This is a genomic window from Paraburkholderia dinghuensis (assembly GCF_003837865.1).
Taxonomy (GTDB): Bacteria; Pseudomonadota; Gammaproteobacteria; order Burkholderiales; family Burkholderiaceae; genus Paraburkholderia; species Paraburkholderia dinghuensis.
In genome coordinates, this window is record NZ_RQIS01000011.1 from 246,077 (window position 1) to 263,754 (window position 17,678).

Genomic DNA, 17,678 nt, shown 5'->3' on the forward strand with positions numbered 1-17,678 from the left:
ATGGGCGCCACGAAGGTTGTTTTCGATCGCTTCGCTGGTCAGGCGAAGTAGCCACTGGCGGCACCGAGGCGCTGGTGGCACTCGGCGACCATGCGCTCGAGCAGTTCGGCGCAGGTGGGGATGTCGTCGATCAGGCCCACTACCATGCCTGCGGTGATGATGCCGCCTTGCGGATCGCCCGCATCGAGCGCGGCCTTGCCACGGGTGCCTGCCACGAGCGGGCGGATCTCGGCGAAATCACAGCCGCCGGGTCGGCGTTCGGTGGCGACCACCTCATCGGAGACGGTGTTCTTGAGCACGCGCGCGGTGTTCTTCAGCGAGCGGAAGATCAGGTTGGTGTCGCGCTCGCTGGCCTGGAGCAGGGCGCGCTTGATGTTCTCGTGGATCGGTGCTTCCTGGGTGGCGCAAAAGCGCGTGCCCATGTTGATGCCTTCGGCGCCGAGCACGAGCGCGGCGGCCATGCCGCGACCGTCGCCGATGCCGCCGGAGGCGATCACGGGCACCTTGAGCACGCGCGCGGCGGCGGGGATGAGCACGAGGCCGGGGATGTCTTCCTCGCCGGGGTGGCCGGCGCATTCGAAGCCGTCGATGCTGATGGCGTCGACGCCGAGCTTTTCGGCGGAGAGGGCATGGCGCACGGCGACGCACTTGTGGATGATCTTGATGCCGGCGGCCTTCATCTTCGGCATGAAATCGACGGCTTTATTGCCGGCGGTTTCGACAACCTTGACGCCCTTGTCGATGATGACGTCGATGTACTCGGCGTAAGGGGGCGGCTTGATGGTGGGGAAGATGGTCATGTTCACGCCGAAGGGCTGGTCGGTCATGCTGCGGCAGCGGTCGATCTCGGCGGCGAGGGCTTCGGGCGTGGGCTGGGAGAGGCCGGTGAGCATGCCGAGGCCGCCTGCGTTGGCGACGCCCGCAGCCATCTCGGCGAGGCCGACCCACTGCATGCCACCCTGCACGATGGGGTAGCGGGTGCCCAGCAGTTCAGTGACGCGGGTCTTCATGGTCAGCGGTGTTGTCATATGCGGGTGTGCGTATCGAGTGGGCGAGGCGGGGCGGCCAGTCAGGCACACCCGCGCGGAAACCGGATCAGGTCAGCTTGCGTTCGTCGAGGCCGAGCGAGCGGCCGATGATTTCCTTCATGATCTCGTTGGTACCCGCGAAAATGCGCGTGACGCGCGCGTCGCGATACATGCGCGAAATCCGGTACTCTTCCATGAAGCCCGCGCCGCCGTGTAACTGCACGCACTCGTCGATGACGCGCCCTTCGAGTTCCGTCGCGAGCAGCTTCGCCGACGACGCATCGACCGCGTCGAGCTTTCCTTCGTTGTGCAGAAGCACCAGTTGATCGACCCAGACCTGCTGACAGTCCAGTTGCGCTCGCATCTCGGCCATCTTGAAGCGTGTGTTCTGCAACGCGCCAATGGGCCTGCCGAAGGCACGGCGCTGTTTCACAAAGTCGAGCGTGAGATCGAAAGCGGCCTGAGCGTGCGCGAGCGACTGCACGGCGCACATCAGGCGCTCCTCGGCCAGATTGCTCGCCAGATAGACGAACCCCTTGCCGGGCTCGCCCAGCACATTGGCCTTCGGGACCTTCACGTCGTTGAAGAACAGCTCGGCGGTGTCCTGGGCATCGAGACCCATCTTGGCGAGGCGTCGACCGCGTTCGAATCCTTGCATGCCGCGTTCGACGATGAACAGGCTCAGCCCATGGCTGCTTTCCGGGTTGGTCCGTGCCGCGACGATGACCGCGTCGGCGAGAATCCCGTTCGAGATATACGTCTTGCTGCCATTGAGCAGCCAGTAGTCGCCGCAGTCGCGCGCGTGGGCTTTCATGCCGGCCAGGTCGGATCCTGCGCCCGGTTCGGTCATGGCGACCGCGAGGATAGTCTCGCCGCTGATAGCGCCAGGCAGGAAGCGCTGGCGCTGCTCCTCGTTGCCGAACCGCTGGATATAGGGCGCGACGATGCGGTTGTGCAGCGGAATGTAAAAGCCCGGGTCGCCGCCAAGATACAGTTCCTCGGCAAGGATCTGGTCATAGCGAAAGTCTTCGATTCCCGCGCCGCCATACTGCTCGCCTGCCCACATGCACAGGAGCGACTGCTCTCCGGCCTTGCGCCATGCCTCACGGGTGACGGAACCCTGGGCGCGCCATGCTTCGACGTGGGGCGCAATTTCGTTATTCACGAAACGGCGCACGCTGTTGCGGAAGCTCTCGTGCTCGGCTTCGAAGATCGTACGTTTCATGACTTGTCCCTCGTTGTGAAGCGTCGCAGTTGTTCCTGCGCAAATTCGCCTTGCAAAAGACCGGTGAAATAGTCGATCTCTTCGGCCAGCGTCTCGTGCATCGGGCCGCGTGCTTTCTGCAGCAACGCCTTGGTGCGCTGGAGCGGCTCCGGCGGCATCGCTGCGAGACGTGCTGCGGTGGTCTGCGCTGCGGCGAGCGTCGAATCGTCGTCGAGCACTTCGGTGACGAGGCCGGCGGCGAGCGCTTCCGTGGCGTTGAAAGGCTCACCGAGCATCAGCCAACGGGTCACCTGGCGTGCTAGCGGCCCGCGACCCAATGCGAGACTCGTACCGCCTTCGATACTCAGTCCGAAGTTGATGAACGGCAGTGAGAAACGCGTACTGCGGCCCGCATAGACAAAGTCGCAATGCTGAAGAAGTGTTGCGCCGACGCCGATCGCGCCGCGTTCGACCGCCGCCACGACGGGCTTCTTGCAGGCTGAAAGTGCGTGCAGGAAGGTCAGCGCGACAAACTCTCCGCCTTTCCGGTAGTCGATGAAGTCCGCGAGGTCATTGCCCGCGGTGAAATAGCCATCCGCGCCGCTCAACACCACCGCTCGGGTTTGCGTGTCGTGGGTTGCAGCAGTCAGGGCATCGGCAAGTGCGCGGTACATGCCAAGCGTCAACGCGTTACGCCGCTCCGGGCGCGCGAGGGTCAGAGTCGTGATGCCGTCGGCATGGCCCACAACGATATGCGGATCAGACATGGGTAGGGCGTCTCGAAGTTTGGTGTAATTAGCTTAATGATATAGCGAATTACGGCGGTTTTCCAGCGTCGTTCTGAACGAAGAAGTCAGGGTTGACCCGGAGATGGGCTATGAGCCGAGAGAAATTGTGGTTGCGCGGGAGGGGGAGCCCGCGCATGGCGGCTGCACGTCAAGCAGCCGCGAACGGGGCGCGGCGTGCACAGCCGAGGCTGGAGGATGTTGCAGGCGAACGGCGGCTAGTCGCGACTTCTGGTTTCGGTCAACTTCACCGCCGCATTGAACGATCGGAGCGTCAGCCCTGCGCAGTTAGGGAAAAACTCACCGCCCATTGACCGCTTCTTGCCTATCGGCCGACTACCTCTCAGATGGAGTTCAGGCTGATACAGCTTGACGCATGGCGGGCCCAGGGGCCAGCGCAGGCTCAGACTTGTGCGGGATAGCGGAAGCGAATCGCTCCGCACTGCCTGCCAGCCTGAACACGGCCACCGCGCTCTTCTGTTCCCCAGCCATTTGCTCGAGCGACTGCGCCGCGGCGGTCGCTTCCTGGACGAGCGCTGCGTTCTGCTGCGTGGCCTCATCCATCTGGTTGACCGCCAGGTTGACCTGCTCAATATCGCGGGCCTGCTCGTCTGATGCAGAGGATATTTCCGCGTTGATATCCGCGACCCGCCGAATTGCTAGCGTCACTTCGGCCATGGTATGGCCGACCTGCTCCGCCTGGGCGGAGCCACAGTGGACCGTTGCTACCGAACCCTGGATCAGTTCCTTGATTTCCTTGGCTGCGCTTGAGGAGCGCTGTGCGAGACTGCGGACTTCGCTTGCGACCACAGCGAAGCCGCGCCCTTGCTCACCGGCGCGTGCTGCTTCCACTGCGGCGTTCAACGCCAGAATGTTGGTCTGGAAGGCAATGCCTTCGATCAACGTCGTGATCTCCGCGATCTTCGCCGAGCTAGCCGTGATTTCACTCATCGTGGCAACCATCTGCCCCACGGCAGCGTTGCCGTGATCGGCGACTTGCGATGCATTGGCCGCCAGTCCGTTGGCCTGCCGCGCGTTGTCGGAGTTCTGTTTGACGGTGGCCGTGATCTGCTCCATGCGGGCCGCCGTTTTGCCAAGCGAGGACGCCTGTTGTTCGGTGCGCGAAGACAGATCCCTATTGCCGACAGCAATCTCGCTCGCCGCGCCGAGAATCGCGTCGCTCGACGTCTTGATCTTGCGAACAATCGTGGCAAGGTTTGCGTCCATTCCTTTGAGCGCAACGAGCAGGCGGCCAAACTCGTCATTCGAATGAGCCGGAAGCTGGTTTTCCAGATGCCCTTCAGTGATACGCTGCGCGACGCTGACTGCCGCTCCGAGCGGCGTCATGATGGCCCTCACCAGATAGATCGCCGCACCAACCGCGACCGCCGCGCCGGCCATGATCATACCGATGGCGATCCGGAGCTGCGCCTGGAACATGTCGGCGCCGCTGAGCCCAAACTCCCTGGTCTGACTCGCTTTGATGTCGATTTCCTGATCGAGGCTGTCCGAAAGCGAATTACCCACCGTCTCCAGCCTATCGAGCGCGGGGGCGGCGCCCAACAGATCGTTCTGGGCAATGGACGCGAGTACGCTGTCCAGGACCGACGTGAACTCATTGATCTGCGCGGCGGTACCGTCCGCAAGCTTGCGTTCGTCGCCAGCCGTGACTCGCGTGGGATAGTAGTCCTTCCAGGCCGCGTTGAACTTTGTTTGCCGCTCCTGGATTTGCTTGACTTCCTGCTTGATAACCTCGGGGTTGTGCACCAGCATCAGGCTGTTGAGCGCGACCCGGTTCCGGAGCGCGATAGCCTGCGTCGCAGCGAGGTCCTCGAGGGGCAGCGTGTCGTTCGTGTACATCAAACCCATGTTCGCACTCAGGGTCCGGAGGCCGTGAATACCCGTCAGCCCGACCGCTATCGTCAACACAAGGCAGAGCCCTAAAGTGAAAATAATCTTCGACTTGATGGAACCACTTAGTCTGTTCATTACGGTACCGGCAACAAGTTGAGATGCAGTTCAAGGTGCGGAGCTACCGACCGACACACCGCGCCACGGTTTGCTATCCGTATTGGCGTCGTGGTCGCACGGCGATATTCGCGAGGCACTCCATGCGCAGTGCGTGGCTTTGTCAAATGGTTGACATGTGGGGGCGCGAGAGCTGCCTGTTGCCAGGATGGCCCGAACTAGCCTGCGCCGGCACGGCATCGACTTGAGACACCGTCCGGGAAACCGATGCGTTCGGCGAGGCTGGCCGCGTGGCGCGACACGCCAGGTGCCGCGGCAGTCCGGTCCGCGGCATGGCCCGCTCAAGCAGAGGGGCATCCTCGAGCCTGCGCGCCTCGATGTGTTCCAGATCTCCCTTTCTTCTCATATTTTTCTCCTGGTTCACCACTCGCCGGCGCGACGCCGCGGCTTTTAGCGGATCATTCTGTCAGCAGGTCGTGGATCGTCAGTTCCTCAAAACCACTCACGAACAGCCGGTGTGCGATGTCCATATGCCGGGTCCAGTGCGCCTCGGCGGCGTTACCGTCACGCTTCGCGATCAGGTCGATCAGCTTCTTCTGTGAACGGAACGCCACGTCGACTTCAGCAAGGACCTTCTCCTGCGGCTGACGGCGGCGCGTGAGTTGCATCGTCATGGCCTGGTGTTTCTCGATCACGCTGGTGACCGCCGCCATCATCAGGATGAGCGGCCGGTTGCCCGACAGTTCCACGATTGTGTGGTGAAAACTGGTCAGGGCAGTGTTGAACGCCAGGATGTCCTTGACTGACACGCGTTCGGCATCGAGTTTTTCCTGCAGTTGTGCTGCAGCGTCCGCAGGGCCATTGAGCGCGATTTCGCGTGCCAGTGGCGGCTCAATCAGTCGGCGGGTGTTGAACACTTCAACGACGGTAGTACGTTCGGCCTGCAGCACCAGGAGCGTATACGCCGAAATCAGTTGCGGGTCGGGCGCATGGATCAGCGCGCCGCCGCGTGCGCCACGCGCCACAGAAATCAGGCGTTCGGCTTCGAGGATACGGAAAGCTTCGCGAATGGTCGGACGTGAAACGCCGTATTCCTCCATGAGCTTGCTCTCTGCGGGCAGCAGTTCGCCGACCTTGAGCGCGCCGCCGACGATCTGTTTGCGGATGCGGTCAGCAATGATCTCAGGTGCCTTGGGAACGTACAGGGCCGAGCGGCGCAACGGCGTGGGCGCCTCCGGTGCAACCGGTGTGATGACATCGGCGTGCGCGGACACGGGCGATCTGGATTGGCGAGTGGCCATGAGTCGGCATTCCCTTCGAAAGTTTATCACCTTAATTATACATATTGTTTATAGCACGGAGATTCGGGCCGATACCAAGATGGATCGTCGGGTCCGGCCGCTCTCAGGCGCAGTATCGATTCAGAAAACTGTGCACAATCGCATCGATGAGATCGGTGTGGGAGGGAGCCGGGGCGAGTCACTCTTGGGTCAGAGTATGCAATTTCCGATTTCGGGCGTCAGATTTCGAGGTTGTCGATGAGGCGAGTCGAGCCGAGTTTGGCAGCGGCGAGCACGACGAGCGGTGCATCGGTGTCTTGCGCGGTCGGCGGCAGCAAGTCCGCGCGCTTGCGTACGGCGATGTAGTCGGGCCGCCAGCCGCGCGCGGCCAGGGACTCCATCGCAGCCAGCTCGATTTGCGCGAAATTGCGGTTGCCCGTCAGCACTTCGTCGCGGACCCGGTTAAGCGTGGCGGCCAGCACCGGTGCTTCGGCGCGTTCGGAGGCCTGCAAATAGCGGTTGCGCGAGGAGAGCGCGAGGCCGTCGGCGTCGCGCACGGTTTCAGCGGCGATGACGTCCATCGGTAGCGCGAACTGGTGGCACATCTGCCGTACGATCATCAACTGCTGGTAGTCCTTTTTGCCAAAGACCGCTACACGCGGCTGTACGCACGATATCAACTTCATCACCACCGTGCATACGCCCTGGAAGAACCCCGGCCGGAATTCCCCTTCGAGGATGTCGCCCAGATCGTGCGGCGGATTCACGCGATATTCCTGTGGCTCCGGATACATATCCCGTTCGGTCGGCGCGAACAGCACGTAGACGTTTTCCTTCTCCAGCTTCTCGATGTCAGCTTCGAGCGTGCGCGGATATTTGTCGAAGTCCTCGTTGGGGCCGAACTGCAACCGGTTGACGAAGATACTCGCCACGACCGGGTCGCCATGCTGGCGTGCGAGACGCATCAGCGACAGATGACCTTCGTGCAGGCTGCCCATCGTCGGAACGAAGGCGGTGCGATTCTGGCCGCGCAACTGATCTCGCAGTTCGTAAATGGAGCGAATGATCTTCATGTGTTGGCTAAGTGTGATTCCGCAGTCCGCACAAGGCACTGGCAAACGTTCTGGATGACGCTGCGGGTGCGTGATTCATTCCTTGCTGATGAAAGGCCAATGTTCGTTCATCCAGTCATAGTGACCATGCTTTGCCCAGGCCCAGGCGCGTCCGACGGGAAGCGTCTTGTTTTCGTAGCTGTGTGCGGCGCGGGCTGCGACAGGTTCGGCGGTCGGGTGTGGCGAGTCGTTGCCTCGGGAGGTATCGACATCAGACCTGACGTGAAGCTGCTTACCAACGGAACTGAACTCGTGCATGGAGAGGGGCTGAGAAGATCTTGTGAGAAGTCTCGTACGAAAAAAATGTGCTCTGATTGCCGACTGAAACGTCACTGGGAATGGTATTGCACACGTTCAACCGACAGATCCGGACATCGCCGCCCTGACGGGCAAACGTAAGGGAGCCCATGTCTGCGGTTGGATTCGACGAGCACACGCTTGCGGTACGTTCGGGGCAGTCGAAAAAGAGCCCGGCCTCTCCCTGAGGAAAGACCGGGTACCAATCGCGACCCCGTCACGAGTAGCGATTCTTTGGCACGTGCAACCACCGGTGTCTCAATCGTTTCAATACGGATTGCAGTCACGATGCGGTCCGGTGGTTGCCAGGCAGCAGTGTGAAAATAATATATATAATTGCTGTGATTGTAAACGCGGAAGTGATAACGGGGCATGAACGGTGCGTCAAGCAGATCGTTACCGCTCAGGCGACAGTGTTCGGCGTTGAGGCAACGATCGATAACCAGCGCCTGGTTCCGGTGCTGGTGAATCACGCTGGCGAAACGCGCTTCATGCAGCAGGTTCTGGTCGATCTGCTCCGCGAGGCAAACGTGCTGATGTCGCGATCGCGCGGGGGGCAATGGAAGCGAGGACTTTGCGTGGATGCTGGAATCGGTGCCGGGTTGCTATATCGCGATCGGTAACGGCGCAAGCGAGTGGCACGGTTGCCATGTGCACAACCCCGGATATGAGTTCAATGATGAGGCGATTCCGGTTGGCGCAAGCATCTGGGCGCATCTCGCCGATAATGTGCATGACCCGCGTCAGGTAGCTCGGCATGGCCGTGGTGCTGACATGACCCGGTTCGGGTAGCCGAAGGGGCTGCCCGACTCAGGTATTCGCGCGTAACCGGCATTTATACCTGGAGGGGGGGCGGTTGCGCGTGAACCGGAAGGAAAGCCCAATGCCGGGCGGGCATTGGGCTTATGTGACGCGTTGTGTCGCTCGCGCGTCGCGCGTCACTAACCTTGCTTTCAGGCCACGCGTGGATAATTGCCGCCGCCGTGCGCGGCGTCTACACCAGCGCGATCAATTCCACCCGCACTGTTGCGAGGCAGCGCATCGACGAAAGTCACCATCTTAGGCTTCTTGTACGATGCGATGCGTTCGCGGCAGTGCTCGATCAACGCATCTGCGTTGACCTCAGCGCCGGGGCGTGCGACGACCACGGCCTTGACGTTCTGTGACCAGGTCGGATCCGGCACGCCGATCACGCAGACGTCGGCCACTGCGGGATGGCTGCGAAGACAGCTCTCGACTTCGGCCGGGTAAATGTTTTCCAGGCCCGACTTGATCATGGTTGTCTTCGGTCCGACGAACACGATCGAGCCGTCGGCCTTGCGCAACCCCAGATCGTTGGTGCGATGCCAGCCATCGCGCGTGCGTCGTGCGTTTTCCTTTGCCTGACCCAGATAGCCGTTCATGACAAGGGCGCCGCGCACTGCGATCTCGCCTGGGGTGTCGGGCGCCGTTTCATTTCCGTCCTCGTCGAGAATCTTCACCTGAATGAAGGGTGCAGGCCGTCCAGCGCCGCTGCCGCCGAGCCACAGCAACACCGAAAGGCCACCGATCTCGGTTTGCCCATAGCCGCCAAGCTTCGCCACGAGCGGCGCGCCGGCCGGCATCACCATCGGCATGCGCCAGTCGGACATGTCAGGCGTGGCGAAGAGACTGGATATGTCGTAGCGGCTCTCCTGATTGAGTCGACGCATCTGCTCGACAGTGGGCTGTACGAGAAAGGCATGTGTCACGCGCTCGGCCGCGATCACCTGAAGCAGCGTCTGCGCGTCCGGGCGCGAAACGAACACGCAGCGTCCGCCGGCGAGGATGGTCGCCAGCGTACCCATCATCACCCCGACATGGAACATCGGTCCTGAGACCAGATACGAGCTCGTCTCCGCGATGAGCTGGCTCTGCGTGTTCATCAGACCCTGCAACATCAGCGTCGTATGCGACAGTAGCGCCGCCATCGGCGCGCCGTCGAATGCTGCGGTATAGATCGCCAATAACGGCAGGTCCGGATTGACGCGCGCTTCGTCATCCTCATCAGCCCCGGCCGAGATCAGCGCCTCGTAGCTGTGCTCGCCGGAACCGTCATGCTGGATCCATGCCGCGTTGCCGGGACGGGCGGCGGTGCGCGCTTCCCGCGCGATGTCACCGACCTCGGATTCCTGCCAGAAGACGATCGATGGATCGAAGTCGTTTAGCGTACGAACCGTCTCAGCCGCCGTCATGCGCCAGTTGGCCGGACAGACGATCGCGCCGAGCCGCGCGGCGGCGCCGAGCAGTTCCAGGACGCGATGTGAGTTCTGTCCCAGCCACAGCAGACGTGAGCCCGACGTTACGCCGCGTTGTTGCAGCGAGTGGGTCAGGCGGTTGATCCGGTGGTGCAACTGGGCATACGTGTAGCGCGTATCCTGCTCGACCAGAGCGATGTGTTGCGGGCGCGAGCGCGCCTGCTCGCGTAGCATGTCGCCGAAGCTGTGCAGGCGCACTTGATCGTAAGAGTGATGTGTGTCGCTCATGAGTCGCAAGTTCTAGAGGTTGCGGTCAGCGTATTCGAGCGAAGACGCGGCGGCGCAGGTGAGTCGGTGTCCTCGGTCTGGCTGCCCAGCCAGTTCAGGCCGGCACGCCTGGCCGTTGGAGTCTGAAGAGTCGTACGGCGTTGCCGCCGAGAATGTCCGCCTTTTCCTTCTCCGTAATGGTAACGCCATCGAACAGGTTCGATATGACAGCCTTCGAATGCGGGAAGGTGCCCTCGGCGTGCGGATAATCCGAGGCCCAAAGCAGCGCCTCCACTCCGGTGACATGACGGGAGGCGATGCACGCGCGGTCGTGCTGGAACGATGCCTTGACCTGGCGCCGGATCACTTCGCTCGGCGGTACGCTCAGCTTCGGATGTACGAAGGGCGCATGGGCAAAATAGACTTCGTCCATCCGTTCGGACAGTGCGGCTAGCCAGCTTGCGCCGCATTCGATCACCGCGACCTGCGCGGCCGGATTGCGATCGAGCACGCCGCCCGCGACCATATAGGTGATCGCGTCGATCCCGTCGTTCATCTGGCGCGTATAGTTCACCACCGCTGCGCCCGCGCCGCGCTCATGAATCACCGTTTCGAGCCCCGTGCCCGTGTGGAGCACGAGTACGATCCCGAACTCAGCCGCAGCCGCGAATACCGGATCCCACTCGGCGCTGTTGTAGCGCGGCACGCCGGTCGGGGTGACCGAGGGCAGCATCGCGGCGCTGAAGCCTAGCTGGCCGAGTCGCTTGAGTTCGGCGACCGTGTCGGTCAAGCGGCGCACCGGCAGCACGCCACAGCGCACGAAAGTGTCCAGGTGCCCCGACAGATAGCTGTTGTTCCAGTCGTTGTAGATCTGGGTCGTCGCAAGTTCTGCTTCGGGGTCGGTCAGCGCATAGGTCCACAGCCCGAGGCTGGGAAAGCAGATTTCCGCGTCGATGCCGTCCCTCGCCATGTCCTGCAGCCGGCCGCCCAGGTCGCGAGCGCCAATACGCTTTTCGCCGACCAACTCGATCATCTGCGGCTTCAGGCGATAGATGACCTGCTCCTCAGTGCGGGTGACGATCATGTCACCTTCCTTGACGGCCCGCAGTGCATGCCGCTTGAGGGAGGCTGGCATGCTGTCGAGGAACAGTTCGTTGGGTTCGACAAGATGCGAATCGGCGCTGAAAATAAATGGTTGGTTCGACATACGAAAAGCCTTTCAAGTTGAGGGCGTCGCGCACGCAGCGTGCAGTGGTGCGAAGTTCCCTGAAAACCGTGTCGTAGCAGATCTTGGGTATCGATCTGTTGAGATACCTCAATAGTCTGTGCGGTCTATTATTTCACCGCCAGAGGTTGAGGGCGACTCAGTGTTTTCCCGAATAAATCCCCGTTTTATCGCGAGTTGGCTTGACGGCGGCATCTCTAGGCGAATAAAAAGGTATCTCTTTGGTGGACGAGGGTGGGGCGTCGGTGATCGATGCGGGCTTCGTCCAGACGCAACAGGAGACCAACCAGTGACCTGGGAACATAGCAACAAGACGGCGATCGTCGGCGTCGGCGCGACGCCCTACTACCTGCGGGGGCAGTCGTGGCCGCGCACTGTGAACGAAATGATTGGGGAGGCCATCCTCAATGCGTGCGCCGATGCGGGGCTCTCGGTCAAGGAAATCGACGGATTCGCGTACTACGCGAGCGCCATGGCCGGCTATACCGACAAGATGGACACGGCCAGCATCATGGAAATGCTGGGCATTCCGGAGGTAACGTTCACGGCCACGCTGACGTCCGGCGGTGGCGGCTCGGCCGGATCGATCGGACTGGCTTCGGCGGCCATCCTGGCGGGCGAAGCGAATTACGTGGTCACCGTGATGTCGCTGCAGCAGCGTGCGCAGCGACTCGGCACCGTGTTTGGCGCTGTCAAGCCCGACCCGGAAGTGTCGTTTTTGCAACCGGCGGGGCTTGTCGGGCCAGGTCATCTGATGTCAGTGCTGGCGCGGCGCCATATGCACCTGTACGGCACGCGGCGCGAGGCCTTTGCCGAAGTGGCGATCAGCTCTCGCAATAATGCGCTGAACCGGCCAAAAGCGATTCGTCGCAAACCGCTCACGCTCGAAGAATACTTCGAATCGCCGATGCTGGCCGATCCGCTGTGCCGCCTCGACTTCTGTCTTGAGACCGACGGCGCAGTGGCTGTCATCACGACCTCGACGGAGCGTGCCCGCGACCTGAAGCAAAAGCCGGTGCTGGTGCGTGCAGCCGCACATGGCGGCCGACGCGAGTGGGGCCGGGCGTTCGGATGGATGGGCATGAGCGACGAGTATTTTGCTTCGTCCGGTCACAAGTCAGTGGCCGACCGTCTCTACGCGAAGGCAGGCATCACGGCTGCTGACGTTGACGTTGCGCTGATCTACGACCACTTTACGCCGATGGTCGTGATGCAACTCGAAGACTACGGATTCTGCGCAAAGGGTGAGGGTGGTCCGTTTGTCGAAAGTGGCGCGATCCGTATGGGCGGCAGTATCCCTGTCAATCCACATGGCGGCCAGCTTTCCGAAGCGTACATCATCGGCATGACGCATATCGTCGAAGGCGTTGAGCAGTTGCGCGGCACCGCGATCAACCAGGTGCCCGACGCACAGTTCGCGCTTGTGACCGGCGGCCCAGCGTCGATTCCTGTGTCCGGCCTGATTCTGGAGAAATCCGCATGAGTAAAGTGATTTCGCGCGCGTTGCCGGGCGAGCATGTGCATATCGGTATGGACCCGTGGACCGAGCCGTTCTGGCAGGCAGCAAAGGAGCAGCGCCTGACTGCGGCCAAGTGTGGAGATTGCGGTACGTTCCGTATGCCGCCCACACCATTCTGCCCGAATTGCCAAAGCCAGAAGACCGAGTGGCCCACTCTGTCGGGCAAAGGGACGGTCTACAGCTTTGCGATCTGCAACCGCTCACCGTTTCCCGGCATCGAGGACTTTGTTTACGTGCCAGTGGTGGTGGAGCTCGACGATGCGCCGGGTGTGCGCCTCGTATCGAACCTCGTCGACGTCGATCCTGAGCAGGTGCACATTGGCATGCGCGTCACGGTTGGTTGGAACGACATCAGCGAGGGCTGGAAACAACCGATCTTCAAAGCGGGTTGAGTCATCAGCCACGAACCGTGTTTTGTCAGATATAGATCAGGAGACGCATCGTGCAAATCAAAGCAGCACTAGCGTTGGCTAACAATGGTCCTTTGGTCATAGAAGACGTCGAAATGGACGAACCGGGCGCGGGAGAGGTCGTCGTGCGCATCGTGGCCACGGGGCTGTGCCACACGGATCTGACCGTGCTCGCTAATGCACCGCTTCCCTGGCCAGCCATTCTCGGGCACGAGGGCGCCGGCGTCGTCGAGAAAGTGGGGGCGGGTGTGACCAAAGTGTCGCCTGGCGACCATGTCCTGATGACGACAACTTCCTGCGGGATCTGCAAGAACTGCAAGGAGGGGCAGCCCTCGTACTGCTTGCGTTTTCGCGAACTCAACATGTCCGGCGGATATCGCCCGGACGGCTCCTGCAGTCACAACTATCACGGTAAGCCGGTCTTTGCGCGATTCCTGGGACAATCCTCCTTCGCTACCCACGTGCTGGCCGGACAGGCAAGCGTGATCAAGGTCGCGAAGGAGCTTCCGCTTGATCTTGTCTGCCCGTTGGGATGTGGTGTCCAGACAGGTGCTGGTGCAGTACTGAATACGATGCGCCCGCGGCCCGGCAGCACCTTTGCTGTCTTTGGAGCGGGTGCTGTTGGGTTGTGTGCGTTGATGGCGGCGAAAATTGCGGGTTGTACGACGTTGATCGCGGTCGACAAGGTCGCCTCCCGGCTCGAACTGGCCCGGGAGTTAGGCGCTACGCACGTAATCGACGCGGGCGCGTCCGATGCGATAGCTGCAATCAAGGAGTTGACCGGCGGGGGCGTGGACTACGCCGTCGAGGCCACCGGCGTGCCCGCAGTCATGGAGCAGGCGATTTCCGCGACTGGCTTCAACGGTTGTGTTGTGCTCGTTGGTGTCGCTGGGGGGAACGCATCGGTGTCGTTCAACCCGATGGAATTACAGAACAAGGGTGTGCAGATAAAGGGGTCAATCATGGCCGGCGAGCACGCTGTTCCCGAGGTCTTCATTCCGCAGTTGATCGGGTTCTGGCAAAAAGGGATGCTGCCCTTCGAGAAGCTGGTACGTCACTACGAGCTTACGCAGATCAATCAGGCCGTACACGACGCTCATGATGGAACCGCTATCAAGCCCGTGATTCGGGTGTCGCAGTGACTTAGAGGAAACGACATGAACACTCAAATTAGCGCGGATTCGCGCATCGAAATCGAGCGCGTTTTCAATGCGCAGCGAGCCAACCGCGTCTCATTGAAAGCGTCGACCGCTGCACAGCGCAGGGCGCGTCTTCAGAAGTTGCGCGACGCGATCGTCGCGCACGCTGACGAGATCGACGAAGCGCTCTACGTCGATTTGCGCAAGCCGCGCATGGGTCCCCAGCATTTTGAAATTACATCCGTGCTTGAGGAGATCGATGCAGCGCTGCATGGCGTCGAAGAGTGGATGCAGGATACGGAGGTGACGCCGTCCCCGCATTTCAAGGGCAACAGAACATACATCATGTACGAGCCACGTGGCGTCGTACTTCTGCTGGGTCCGTGGAATTTCCCCTTTTCGCTGGTGTTCTCTCCGTTAGTGCCAATCGTTGCGGCTGGCAATGCCTGCATCGTCAAGCCCAACGAGATGCAGCCCAGAACCAGTGCGGTGACGGCGAAGATTATTCGAGAAGTATTTGATCCGTCCGAGGTGGCGGTTTTCGAGGGAGGAGTGCCTCTCGCCGAGGCTCTGCTCGACCTGCCGTTCGATCACATCTTCTTTACGGGAAGTCCCGCGGTGGGCAAACGGGTAATGGCCGCGGCGTCAAAGCACCTCACCACTGTGACGCTCGAACTAGGCGGCAAGTGCCCGGCCATCGTCGACCGCGGCGTTGACCTTGCCAAGACTGTTGCCATGGTGGTCGCCGCCCGGTTTCGCAATGCCGGTCAACTGTGTCTATCCGTGGATCACGTCTGGGTGCCTGAAGAGCTGCGCGATCCATTCATACAGATTGCGAAAGCGGTAATCGACCAGATGTTCCGTGTCGACGGCAAGCTGGTACCGGAGCGGCTTGCTCGCATCGTCGATCAGCGGAATTTCGAACGGGTGAATGGGTACGTTAGCGATGCTATCGCGCGTGGCGCGAGCGTTGTGATCGGTGGGGAAGTCGATGCGGCGGACCGCACGATACACCCCACTGTGCTGGTCGACGTGCCGCTGGATGCGCGCATCATGCACGAAGAGATCTTCGGGCCGATTCTGCCGGTTCTTACGTACCGGTCTCTCGATGAGGTGACCGAGCACGTGGACGCCACGGGCAAACCACTGGCTATGTATGTTTTCAGCCCGGATCAGGGCTTCATCGACCAGGTTCTGCTGTATTCGTCGTCAGGCGGCGTGACCGTCAACGGCGTCATGATGCACTACGCCGAATCGCGTCTGCCATTCGGCGGGGTGAATGGCAGCGGGATCGGACGCTACAAGGGCATCTACGGTTTCAGGGAATTGTCTAACGCGCGCTCGATTTTTGTGCAGAAAACGGGTTGACGTAGATCCGGGCAAAGTCGATCCCGGATTCGGTGGGCGAGTTGGCTCAAACCGCGCTGTTGCGAGTCAGCGTGCCCACCTTCGCTTCCGGCAATGTGGGCATCGTTGTGTCGGCGATCCGGCAGCAGCGTTGAGAATATCGGGGCAGTCGCGCTTTGTTGCGCGGCTGCTCGCGTTTCATATCAGGCCTGGTTTAACGCATCGAACATCATTGGCACCTCGGCGAGCGCGCGCAATGCGTCGTTCAGATGGGTGCAGCCGAGTGTCTTCGGTAGATGTTCGAGCACGGCGGAGCGGAGGTCGCGCAGCGGAACGCCGAGCAGCCGGTCGGTGTTTTGCACGGCCGACGGGCATTCCGGGAACGGCAGGATGCGTGGCGTGGCGTGCACACGCGTTAGCGTTAGGGACGGTAAATCGGCAACGACGTCGAGGCTGTACTCATGGACGGCCTTACGTGTGCCCGAGGGGGTGCTGGCGCTGTCTTGAAACATTGCGTCGATGCGAAGCTGATCGCCATCGCACCACACGTCGATGCGTCGCGAGCGACGCATCGACATGCCTTTGAATGCCGGCAGTTCGTGCCAACCGAGGGGATCCGCCGGATTGGGAAGTGGCACCACGTCCGCGCTATTCTGTTGCGCGCCAGAATTGTCCTGCAGCGCTGTCGATCCGGGTCGAAAGCCGATGCAGACCCCTTCCATTCGTGCGATGCGCCTTGCTCTCTTAGCAGGGTCGAGAATGAGCGGTACCTCGGCAGTCGTTTTTCCTGTCGTGGACCAGTGCTGCCATGCCCAGGGCGCAACGAGGCTCACGCCGGCGAAGTCGTCGATCAGCAGATACAGCGCGCTGCCGGCTGCATGCTCTTCTGGGAGCGCATCGTCGATTGCCGTCCGCAGATTACCGCCGCCACGCGCACCGATGAGTTGCTGAAGCCCAGGGCGTTCGGGCTGGCTTGCGATCGTCTGGATCGTGCGGTCGGCGGATAGCGTCGCTTGCACCCGATCCCACGCCAGCACACGTGCGATACCGGTATCCGCGGGAGTCAGCAGATCGCGAGCGCGTGCATCGAAACTCATGGATTGCCTGTCGTCGCCGGGCCAACTGGCATCGATGGTTGAGGTGCGACGCACCGAGCCCGGGCGACGCGGAGGCGCGAATCCGCCCGACGTTCGTGGAGCTGGAGGCAGGGAGATGGGCATAGGGAAATCCTGTTGTCGTACGCGGAATGTGTGGCTTGCCGCGATAACAGTGTCTGGTTCTGTCGCCCGGATCGCTGAGCCTTGGGCTCGACGGGATTCAGAAACGCATGCAGTTGGCTGGTGTTTTCCAGCAAGTCTTGCTAATGCGGTCGTGTGGCAGGAGTTTATCAAAAATACGCAATGATTCGTATGATTGTATTCATTAACATATATAGTAAATATTGCCTGTACTGAAATGCGACTACTATGGATTCGGTTCGCCCCGGGTTGAAATGATCCTCGAGTGGAGACAGGACGAGTCAGACGAACGCAATGAAGTGGATTGCGATGTCGTTCTGAAAGGGGGGCAGCGGGAACCGTCGTTTTGCCACAAATAATGGCTTCTGGTGTTCCGAGTACAGGCGGTAGGCAGGACAACAATGACGCGCTAGCTGCAGCGAGGTAACTGGAGGGAGTGAATGGGTGCTCTTCGCCTGGTCAGCACATCTGCTTTGCCGTAGCAAAGGACACCCCTCCAATCCTCTTACTGCGCGGATGACCTCCGTTCCATGGGAATTAATGCTGACTGAGAATGTAGTCGATCAGTTCTTTGGCCTCCGCTTCGTTCACTGGAACACGAGCGGAATCCGGTGGCATCTTGACGTCACCCCAGTGGTAGGGG

The 17,678-nt window shown here is 61.2% G+C and carries 15 protein-coding genes; 6 read left to right on the top strand and 9 right to left on the bottom strand.

Annotation, left to right across the window (positions count from 1 at the left end; translation table 11 throughout):
* Positions 1-38 precede the first annotated feature (38 nt).
* The 6 genes from D1Y85_RS16860 to panC all read right to left on the bottom strand — a co-directional run bounded on the left by D1Y85_RS16860 (position 39) and on the right by panC (position 7,338).
* Complete coding sequence (locus tag D1Y85_RS16860; protein WP_124152234.1) at positions 39-1,010, bottom strand: NAD(P)H-dependent flavin oxidoreductase; 972 nt, start codon at positions 1,008-1,010, stop codon at positions 39-41.
* An 85-nt stretch (positions 1,011-1,095) separates the two neighbouring features.
* Positions 1,096-2,253 carry an acyl-CoA dehydrogenase family protein gene (locus D1Y85_RS16865; RefSeq protein ID WP_124152201.1) on the bottom strand — a complete coding sequence of 386 codons (1,158 nt, stop codon included), beginning with the start codon at positions 2,251-2,253 and terminating at the stop codon, positions 1,096-1,098.
* The gene (locus tag D1Y85_RS16870) at positions 2,250-2,999 is read right to left on the bottom strand and encodes an enoyl-CoA hydratase-related protein (protein ID WP_124152202.1); all 750 of its coding nucleotides are present in this window, start codon (positions 2,997-2,999) and stop codon (positions 2,250-2,252) included. Before D1Y85_RS16870 ends, D1Y85_RS16865 begins: the two co-directional genes overlap by 4 nt.
* A 372-nt stretch (positions 3,000-3,371) precedes the next feature.
* Positions 3,372-5,006 carry a methyl-accepting chemotaxis protein gene (locus D1Y85_RS27940; RefSeq protein ID WP_124152203.1) on the bottom strand — a complete coding sequence of 545 codons (1,635 nt, stop codon included), beginning with the start codon at positions 5,004-5,006 and terminating at the stop codon, positions 3,372-3,374.
* Between the two features lie 437 nt (positions 5,007-5,443).
* Positions 5,444-6,259 carry a FadR/GntR family transcriptional regulator gene (locus D1Y85_RS16880; protein WP_221410310.1) on the bottom strand — a complete coding sequence of 272 codons (816 nt, stop codon included), beginning with the start codon at positions 6,257-6,259 and terminating at the stop codon, positions 5,444-5,446.
* A 245-nt stretch (positions 6,260-6,504) separates the two neighbouring features.
* Entirely contained in the window at positions 6,505-7,338 is an 834-nt protein-coding gene (gene panC, locus D1Y85_RS16885) for a pantoate--beta-alanine ligase (RefSeq protein WP_124152205.1), read from the bottom strand.
* A 653-nt stretch (positions 7,339-7,991) separates the two neighbouring features.
* Here panC and D1Y85_RS16890 point away from each other — a divergent pair.
* Both D1Y85_RS16890 and D1Y85_RS28025 read left to right on the top strand, forming a co-directional pair.
* Complete coding sequence (locus D1Y85_RS16890; RefSeq protein ID WP_124152206.1) at positions 7,992-8,297, top strand: hypothetical protein; 306 nt, start codon at positions 7,992-7,994, stop codon at positions 8,295-8,297.
* Positions 8,257-8,466, top strand: coding sequence for a hypothetical protein (locus D1Y85_RS28025; RefSeq protein ID WP_342773475.1), 210 nt, complete (start codon positions 8,257-8,259; stop codon positions 8,464-8,466). The genes D1Y85_RS16890 and D1Y85_RS28025 overlap by 41 nt, the downstream gene beginning before the upstream one ends.
* A 161-nt stretch (positions 8,467-8,627) precedes the next feature.
* On the opposite strand, the gene D1Y85_RS16895 is transcribed toward D1Y85_RS28025, so the two are convergent.
* Positions 8,628-10,178, bottom strand: a complete 1,551-nt coding sequence (locus tag D1Y85_RS16895; protein ID WP_124152207.1) for an AMP-binding protein — start codon at positions 10,176-10,178, stop codon at positions 8,628-8,630.
* A gap of 94 nt (positions 10,179-10,272) precedes the next feature.
* The gene (locus tag D1Y85_RS16900; protein ID WP_124152208.1) at positions 10,273-11,364 is read right to left on the bottom strand and encodes an amidohydrolase family protein; all 1,092 of its coding nucleotides are present in this window, start codon (positions 11,362-11,364) and stop codon (positions 10,273-10,275) included.
* Positions 11,365-11,671: 307 nt separating this feature from the next.
* Here D1Y85_RS16900 and D1Y85_RS16905 point away from each other — a divergent pair, with 307 nt between their 5' ends.
* The 4 genes from D1Y85_RS16905 to D1Y85_RS16920 are packed head-to-tail and all read left to right on the top strand — an operon-like array spanning position 11,672 to position 15,818.
* Positions 11,672-12,865 (top strand): thiolase C-terminal domain-containing protein, encoded by a 1,194-nt coding sequence (locus tag D1Y85_RS16905; RefSeq protein WP_124152209.1) that lies wholly within the window; start codon positions 11,672-11,674, stop codon positions 12,863-12,865.
* Positions 12,862-13,293 (top strand): Zn-ribbon domain-containing OB-fold protein, encoded by a 432-nt coding sequence (locus tag D1Y85_RS16910; protein ID WP_124152210.1) that lies wholly within the window; start codon positions 12,862-12,864, stop codon positions 13,291-13,293. Before D1Y85_RS16905 ends, D1Y85_RS16910 begins: the two co-directional genes overlap by 4 nt.
* Positions 13,294-13,343: 50 nt before the next feature.
* Positions 13,344-14,453, top strand: a complete 1,110-nt coding sequence (locus D1Y85_RS16915; protein ID WP_124152211.1) for an NAD(P)-dependent alcohol dehydrogenase — start codon at positions 13,344-13,346, stop codon at positions 14,451-14,453.
* Between the two features lie 15 nt (positions 14,454-14,468).
* Positions 14,469-15,818, top strand: coding sequence for an aldehyde dehydrogenase family protein (locus D1Y85_RS16920; protein ID WP_124152212.1), 1,350 nt, complete (start codon positions 14,469-14,471; stop codon positions 15,816-15,818).
* A gap of 182 nt (positions 15,819-16,000) precedes the next feature.
* Here D1Y85_RS16920 and D1Y85_RS16925 read toward each other — a convergent pair whose 3' ends face one another.
* Positions 16,001-16,894: a DUF2889 domain-containing protein gene (locus tag D1Y85_RS16925; protein WP_185219020.1), complete on the bottom strand. Its 894-nt coding sequence runs from the start codon at positions 16,892-16,894 to the stop codon at positions 16,001-16,003.
* Positions 16,895-17,678 lie beyond the last annotated feature (784 nt).

Bases quoted from the DNA above. Each gene is read 5' to 3' on its own strand.
- panC (WP_124152205.1), bottom strand. From the start codon at position 7,338: ATGAAGATCATTCGCTCCATTTACGAACTGCGAGATCAGTTGCGCGGC.
- D1Y85_RS27940 (WP_124152203.1), bottom strand. From the start codon at position 5,006: ATGAACAGACTAAGTGGTTCCATCAAGTCGAAGATTATTTTCACTTTA.
- D1Y85_RS16865 (WP_124152201.1), bottom strand. From the start codon at position 2,253: ATGAAACGTACGATCTTCGAAGCCGAGCACGAGAGCTTCCGCAACAGC.
- D1Y85_RS16910 (WP_124152210.1), top strand. From the start codon at position 12,862: ATGAGTAAAGTGATTTCGCGCGCGTTGCCGGGCGAGCATGTGCATATC.
- D1Y85_RS16895 (WP_124152207.1), bottom strand. From the start codon at position 10,178: ATGAGCGACACACATCACTCTTACGATCAAGTGCGCCTGCACAGCTTC.
- D1Y85_RS28025 (WP_342773475.1), top strand. From the start codon at position 8,257: ATGCTGGAATCGGTGCCGGGTTGCTATATCGCGATCGGTAACGGCGCA.
- D1Y85_RS16870 (WP_124152202.1), bottom strand. From the start codon at position 2,999: ATGTCTGATCCGCATATCGTTGTGGGCCATGCCGACGGCATCACGACT.
- D1Y85_RS16925 (WP_185219020.1), bottom strand. From the start codon at position 16,894: ATGAGTTTCGATGCACGCGCTCGCGATCTGCTGACTCCCGCGGATACC.
- D1Y85_RS16920 (WP_124152212.1), top strand. From the start codon at position 14,469: ATGAACACTCAAATTAGCGCGGATTCGCGCATCGAAATCGAGCGCGTT.
- D1Y85_RS16900 (WP_124152208.1), bottom strand. From the start codon at position 11,364: ATGTCGAACCAACCATTTATTTTCAGCGCCGATTCGCATCTTGTCGAA.
- D1Y85_RS16860 (WP_124152234.1), bottom strand. From the start codon at position 1,010: ATGAAGACCCGCGTCACTGAACTGCTGGGCACCCGCTACCCCATCGTG.